The sequence below is a fragment of the Sphingobacterium sp. CZ-UAM genome (assembly GCF_002000245.1).
GTDB lineage: Bacteria > Bacteroidota > Bacteroidia > Sphingobacteriales > Sphingobacteriaceae > Sphingobacterium.
Genome location: NZ_MTCM01000008.1, coordinates 179,716 through 186,257, shown reverse-complemented (window position 1 = coordinate 186,257; position 6,542 = coordinate 179,716). Strand labels below are relative to the sequence as shown.

At 45.7% G+C, this 6,542-nt stretch carries 6 protein-coding genes; 2 read left to right on the top strand and 4 right to left on the bottom strand.

The genetic code is table 11. The features are described from left to right. Positions 1–59: 59 nt before the first annotated feature. Positions 60–593 carry a helix-turn-helix domain-containing protein gene (locus BWD42_RS22525; RefSeq protein WP_077438484.1) on the top strand — a complete coding sequence of 178 codons (534 nt, stop codon included), beginning with the start codon at positions 60–62 and terminating at the stop codon, positions 591–593. Then, positions 590–1,438, top strand: coding sequence for an IS3 family transposase (locus tag BWD42_RS22520; protein WP_077438483.1), 849 nt, complete (start codon positions 590–592; stop codon positions 1,436–1,438). Before BWD42_RS22525 ends, BWD42_RS22520 begins: the two co-directional genes overlap by 4 nt. 196 nt (positions 1,439–1,634) lie before the next feature. Here the strand turns inward: BWD42_RS22520 and BWD42_RS22515 are convergent, their stop codons facing one another. The 4 genes from BWD42_RS22515 to BWD42_RS22500 all read right to left on the bottom strand — a co-directional run bounded on the left by BWD42_RS22515 (position 1,635) and on the right by BWD42_RS22500 (position 6,533). After that, positions 1,635–2,708 (bottom strand): SGNH/GDSL hydrolase family protein, encoded by a 1,074-nt coding sequence (locus BWD42_RS22515; protein ID WP_077438661.1) that lies wholly within the window; start codon positions 2,706–2,708, stop codon positions 1,635–1,637. Between the two features lie 98 nt (positions 2,709–2,806). Beyond that, the gene (locus BWD42_RS22510) at positions 2,807–3,679 is read right to left on the bottom strand and encodes a phosphodiester glycosidase family protein (protein WP_077438660.1); all 873 of its coding nucleotides are present in this window, start codon (positions 3,677–3,679) and stop codon (positions 2,807–2,809) included. A gap of 6 nt (positions 3,680–3,685) precedes the next feature. Beyond that, a complete protein-coding gene (locus tag BWD42_RS22505) occupies positions 3,686–4,834 on the bottom strand; it encodes a YdcF family protein (protein ID WP_077438659.1) in 1,149 nt (382 codons plus the stop codon). 1 nt (position 4,835) lies between these two features. After that, positions 4,836–6,533: a right-handed parallel beta-helix repeat-containing protein gene (locus BWD42_RS22500; protein WP_077438658.1), complete on the bottom strand. Its 1,698-nt coding sequence runs from the start codon at positions 6,531–6,533 to the stop codon at positions 4,836–4,838. Between the last annotated feature and the right edge of the window lie 9 nt (positions 6,534–6,542).

Genomic DNA, 6,542 nt, shown 5'->3' with positions numbered 1-6,542 from the left:
AAAGGGTCTGATGAGATGCAATGCCCCCAAAAAGTTAGACACTTTCTGGGGGCATTTTTATGAGAAAAAACAAAAAACATAGTTTGGAATTCAAACTTAGTCTTGTCGATCGGATCGCTGATGGTTATTGTTCAGCAAGAAGCATCGCTAAAGAACATTCTCTATCCTATGATATGGTCCGGCGTTGGTACAAGCAATTCGAGTCGTTTGGCATTGAAGGCCTCAAGCCCCGCGGAGGTAATGCAGTCTATCCGCAGTCCTTTAAAATCTCGGTTCTCCAAACAATCCAAGAAGAATCTCTATCTTTGATGGAGGCCATGCTGCGCTTCAATCTTCCGAGTCCTTCTATTATCGTTAATTGGCGGAAGCAGGTTGAAGCACATGGTTTTGAGGGGTTAAAGCCCCAGGTTAAAGGCCGGTCACCGATGGAAAAGAACGACAAATCACCCAACAAAAGAAAGAAGCCCGCTTCTAAAGTTCCCCTGACTAAGGAAGAACAACTTGAGCAGGAGCTGGAGTACTTACGAGCGGAAAATGCTCTGCTAAAAAAGTTACATGCCTTAGTTCAAAAAGACAGCAAGCACAAGCCATGATGGAACTAAGGCCAAGGTTTAGCTTAGAGATTCTTCTGAGCTGCATGAAAATGGCAAGGAGTACCTTTTATTATTATCTCAGGGATGGTGGCCGACAGGACAAATATACCCAGCTCAAAGAGGCGATCAAGAGTACCTATAGTGTTCATAAGGGCAGATATGGGTATCGTCGGATCACACTGAGTATTCGTAAGGATGGGTATAAAATAAACCACAAGACTGTCTATAGACTGATGGGGGATCTCGGTCTGAAAAGTTCGGTCAGGGTGAAAAAATACCGTTCCTATAGAGGTGAGCCCGGAAAGATAGCACAAAACGTCCTTGAGAGAAATTTCAAAGCTGCCAAACCCTTTCAAAAATGGTCTACCGATGTTACCGAATTCAGGGTAAAGGATAAAAAATTATATCTTTCACCGATCATCGATCTGTTCAATCAGGAGATCATTAGTTATAACTTAAGTGATCGACCAAACTTTCCAGGGATAATGGACATGCTTGATAAGGCCATAGGAAAACTTGATACGGACTCCTGTGGACTCATTCTACATTCCGACCAGGGATGGCAGTACCAAATGGTACAATACCAAAAAAAACTAAAACAAAAAGGGATTATACAGAGCATGTCCCGAAAAGGAAATTGCCTGGACAATGCTATAATCGAGAACTTTTTCGGGATTCTAAAATCAGAGCTCTATTACCAAAAAAAATATGAATCAAGTGATCAACTTAAAAAAGATATCAGAGACTATATCGATTATTATAACAACAAAAGGATAAAACTCAATTTAAACGGAATGAGCCCGATGGAATATCGAGCTCATTATAATAACAAATCTAATAACTAAATTTGTCTAAACTTTTGGGGGCACTCTAGAGAATCAGGCCCTTTTGACGTTAAAAGAACCACAGCGCTAGATGTGGTTTTTAATGGGTTTATAAATACATAGCTGAGTCTGCGAACTGACAGGCCCCTATGACATTGTGTTTCTGAAAGTCAGCGATTACTTCCGAAGTAGTGGTCGAGAGCTGGAGATTTACGCACTATTTTTCTAGGATAGCCTCTACTTTAGGCCCGATTATTTTAAGCATCCTTTCAAATCCTACATCTGTTGGGTGGGTGCCATCCACTGTTCCTTCGGAATCATCACCTATTAAATGATCCGTGGGTATATAATACAAATTTTTATAACCTGCCTGCAGCAATCGCTCATACTCTAGCTTAAAATTCCTGTTCTGCTCGGTCAATCGCGCATGCCATTTTAAATTATAATTACCGACCTGACGCGTAATGCTCTCTATCAACAAGATGGGTAACTGGGGATGGGACCGACGGATCCGTTCCACAAAATTAAACGTGCGTTCTTGTACTTCATCAGGGCTACTATTGGGCACACAATCCATAATGAGCAGATCCATGGAGTCAATAGCACTCAGCATATCGGCCACAGCAGGCTCCATGCGGGCATTGCCGCTCACGCCCATATTGATCACGTTGGCATTCAGCCGGCGCCCCAATTGCGCTGGATAGGCTAATCCCGGACGGCTCGCGGACGCTCCATGGACAATGCTGGAACCATAGATCACGACCTTTTTAGCAAACGACTGTCTGGTACCAACAAAGCTGGCTTTGTCGTCAATAATCAGGTCAAAATCCAATAGCTCTTTATATAGCGGAAAATAAATAAGAAATTCTTTCTCTGTCGCAGCCATATCTTCGACCAGCGTAGCCTTACTTTCCGCCAGGTTAAGATCGGGACGGGCTACCCCTGCAAATCGCCAGCCGCTGGCTTCTTTTACATATACATCAAAACCCCGCGACATAATCGGCGTGGAATTATTGCCCAGCGCGGCATCGACCGTCTTCCAGCGTAAAGATAATTTGCTGGTATTGCTCTTAAACGTGATAAACATTCCTGCAGCATGGGTATATAATTTCTTTACCGCAGCTGGAAGTTCGCTGTACTTCGCTGTATCTATCCGATGAAATTTTGGCGCATTTTCAAAAGCTCTTCCCTGCAGCGCAAATTTAGCAGACGGAATAACCTGTTGGGCGTATGAAGATACCGAGCCGCAAACCAGGGCGAGGAAGAATAGGATACCTGTCTTTTTTTTCATGATGTTTCAATTAATAGCAATAGAAATCATTATCACTTCATAGCGGCCATCTCATCTTATCCATGAGATGGCCGTCTATCTATAAAAGTATCGATTTTTTATTTCACTGTAAATACCGTGGCCACAGCGCGTTCACCTTCATGGTCAAACTTTCCATTATCTGAAGGATAGTTGACCACACCTTCGCCCTTCACCCAGGCTGTGGAGGAACCGCCGCCATCATAGTTTAATGCGGAAGTGCAACCCAATGCGGCCATTAACTCGCCCAGCTGGGGGATCGTCAGTCCCTGTGACTGCGACGAACGCCCATCGATAACAGCTACGATCAGCTTATTGTCCTTGGTAAGCCCTACTGCTGTTCGGGGATGTCTGCTGGTATTGAAATCTACGTTCAACTGCTCCAGCACCTGACCATTCTGCATCAACAACGGGCCGCCAGCCAGTGCAGCGGTAGCGCTCAGCGTCCCCCAGCCTCCTGCCGGCTTAGGCACAATCTGATAGCCCTGCCCGGTAAAGGTAAATGCCCCGTTTTCGCGGTAGCTATTAAATCCATTCACAGTCTGATTGATCACCTGGCCATCGTATTTGAAAAATACGGTTGATCCGCCTGTACTGGTATTAAAGTAACTGCCATTGAATGCAACCAAAGCGCCCTTAGCCGTGGCAGCAGCACTTGTTTTTAGAAATCCGGTCTTGACATAGGGAATTTCCAGCTGCATGCCTTTCTTCAGATCGATCTCAAATACATTGACATATTGTTTGGAATCAAATATCCGCGGAAATTGGTAATACTTCCACACGACACCGTCGGCAACCGTTTTTGTATTCCAGGCAGTCGTATTGATAATCTCCGCCAGATCTTCCTCCTGGGGAATACTGTAATCATAGGGCAGCTGCGTTCCGCCCTCATTTTTCTTGCATGAAATAACAAGAAAAAGCAGCAATAAGCTGTATATAAAATTTCTTTTCATCTGTTTTTACTTTATTTCACCGATCCACTTTAATTTTAATGGCATCGCTTTTTCAATTGTTTTCTGGTCAATAGTGCATACGGCGGACTCCATATTGCGGTACAAGATGAGCTTATTTTCTCCCGGCAGCAATCTTGCCGCACTGACATTGCCCGCGCCCCAGCTATAGGGCCAGTTGACAAAATAGTGTTGCGGCACGGTATCCCGGACATACTGAAAGGTCTTTCCTTTTCGCTCCGCCAATAGTACTTTGTCCTTTCCGATCAGTACCAGGGATTTTCCCTGGATATACCCGGTATTGATTTGGCTCCAGTTCAATGTGTCTGGCAGCTTCAGCCATTCCTGAATAGGCTGTTCGTCCAGTACCTTATAGTCTTTTTTTGAAACTTTACGGCAATATCCGTCGAATAAGATGTACCATGCGGTGGACTCATCGATATATATTGGTGGATTAAACTCTGAACTGCCTTTCAGAAAAGGAAACAGCTTTTCCACAGGACTGACGCTATAGCTGCTGTTAGCTGCATCCGTTGTGTAGACGATATCCTGCGTCAGGTAATAGGTACTGTCTTTTTTTGTCCATACCGCTTCCGGAGTCAGCCAGGTGCCTTTTAACGTAAAAAGGTGATTGTCATCGTAAGCGTTAAATATTCCGGCATAATCAAGACGGTCTTCTTTTTTGGGCTGTATAGCACCTTCAATAAAAAACTTCGCTTTCACCCCATCGTATTTTTGCAGGCGGGCAGCGACAACAATAGCATGCCAGTGGTTGGAAACAACATACACGGTATCTCCGGGCTGTATGATTCGCTCGCCAGCGTTATTTTTGAGGCGCCTGCTAAAAATGTAGTTCTGCACCGTCGTCTTGGAGTTTTCCTCCTTGAAGATCAATGCCGCGGGCACGCCCTTGTTGGCCAATTGCATCGCCATGGACGAAGCTTCGCAAATCTTGGAACCGTGCGCACCACAACCTCCAGACACCACGATAGCATCCATCGGCCGGATACGGTAAAGCTGCGCAGCAACATCTACCCGCTGAGCCAGTACTTCAGGATCGGCTGAACCTAATAACAGTAGGATGTTTTTGTGCGCAGCAGCCCAGCTGTTGCCCAATAAAAGCATGGTAAGGATAAATAGACAGCTTAATTGTTTCATCTTATTTCACTTTTGCACCCATCCAAGTAGAAGAGCGCGGGTTATTATTGATATCTTGTTGCATGCGACTATCGTCCAATGCCGGCGTGTATTTCTTGGCAAGCTCCAGCAGTCCGGCTGAACTTAAACCATAGCTCATGGCCGGATTTTCGGCACCGATGGGCAGGTAATCCGGATTCAGCATGGCAGCAGGTTCAAAGCTTACTTTTGGAACAATGCTTCCATCAGCAGCATACACCGCTTGCGCTGCAACCGCGTGCTGTATCCGTGGAACAACAGCAATGTTATCTGAATAAGCATCAACATCGGTAGAACTGCCCGCCTGGGTATTGCCCGATACAATCGAATTGATCAAAGTCAGGTTGTTGACATTACTGCGTCGATAGACCCCACCGCCAGGACCAACAACAGCATTTTTGGTAATGGTGGTACTGATCACGTCTGCCTGACTGTTATCATACAGCATCAGTCCGCCGCCGCCATTGGCTGATGTGCTCGAATTTTCAGCCAGCAGGCAATTAACAAATATCCCTTTTGATTTTTCACGCAGATAAACCCCTGCTCCATAGGATGTATTTGAATTCCCGATCACCTCACAATTATAGAGTGTAATATCCGCATTTGGATAGGCGTGTACGCCTCCTGCGGTGCCTTTGGCGCTATTGTGATTAAACTGGCTATCGTAGGCAATCAGTGAACCATCGGCGATCCATAGTCCGCCGCCATTATTTCCGCTGTTGCTATTATTGTTGATGCGACAGTTTTCCAACCTGAGCTGGGCTCCTGAAAACGCGTAGATGCCGGCAGCAAAACCTGCAGTTCCCTTATCTGCGGTCGCTTTATTGTCGACCACATCCACATTTTTGAGCAGGACCCGAGCCATCCCAATCAACATACCGCCCCCTTGGCCACGGCTGAATTTAATGTTGTCGATCGTCGTACTGGCACTGCGGTCGGTGGCATTGCCTCCTTTGATGCTGATGTTTTCCAGCCTAACCTGGTTTTCAGGATCCGGAGTTGCCGTCACCGTGACCGTGTGAAACACCGATTTTCCACTGGAAAGCTTTCCGTGAAAGATGGTTTTATACAGCGCTGGATTGGGCTGATCTCCAGGTTTGGCATTGGCCGCATATCCACCGATCAGGCTGACATTCTTTGCGATCTCTATGGTTTTGTCCGATTCCTCATTGGCGTCACCATTACGAATGGTCCGCGTTGGAACATAGGTCCCCTCGGCCAGGAATAGCGTACTGCCTGTCGTTGCTTTTTCGAGTGCCTGACCGAGGTCAGTAGCACTACTCCAGGAACTACCATCTCCTTTGCCCCCAGGAGTCACATAAAAAACGGGAACTTTTCCGGATTCCTGCAAAATCAAGATCTCCTGCGATAGATTATCGTTCAGCCTGAGCAGCAAAGTCGCCGAACGTTCGTCTTCCGAATTTTTCGAAACAGAAAACCGGATCTTATTTTTCCCTTTGGGATACACCGTACTATCGAGTTTGATCCAGTCTTTGTCGCTGCTTACGGTAACCGCCGCATTCGCCAAGATATCCAACTGATAGGTATCGGCCCTACTGCCGACTTCCATATAATCCCGGTCGATCAGGAGCCGCTGCTCACTTTCGACTTTATCTTTTTTACAGCTCTGTATGCCTAGGGCAAAAAATAGAACCATAAAAATATATAACGATTTTTTCATTATAATCAA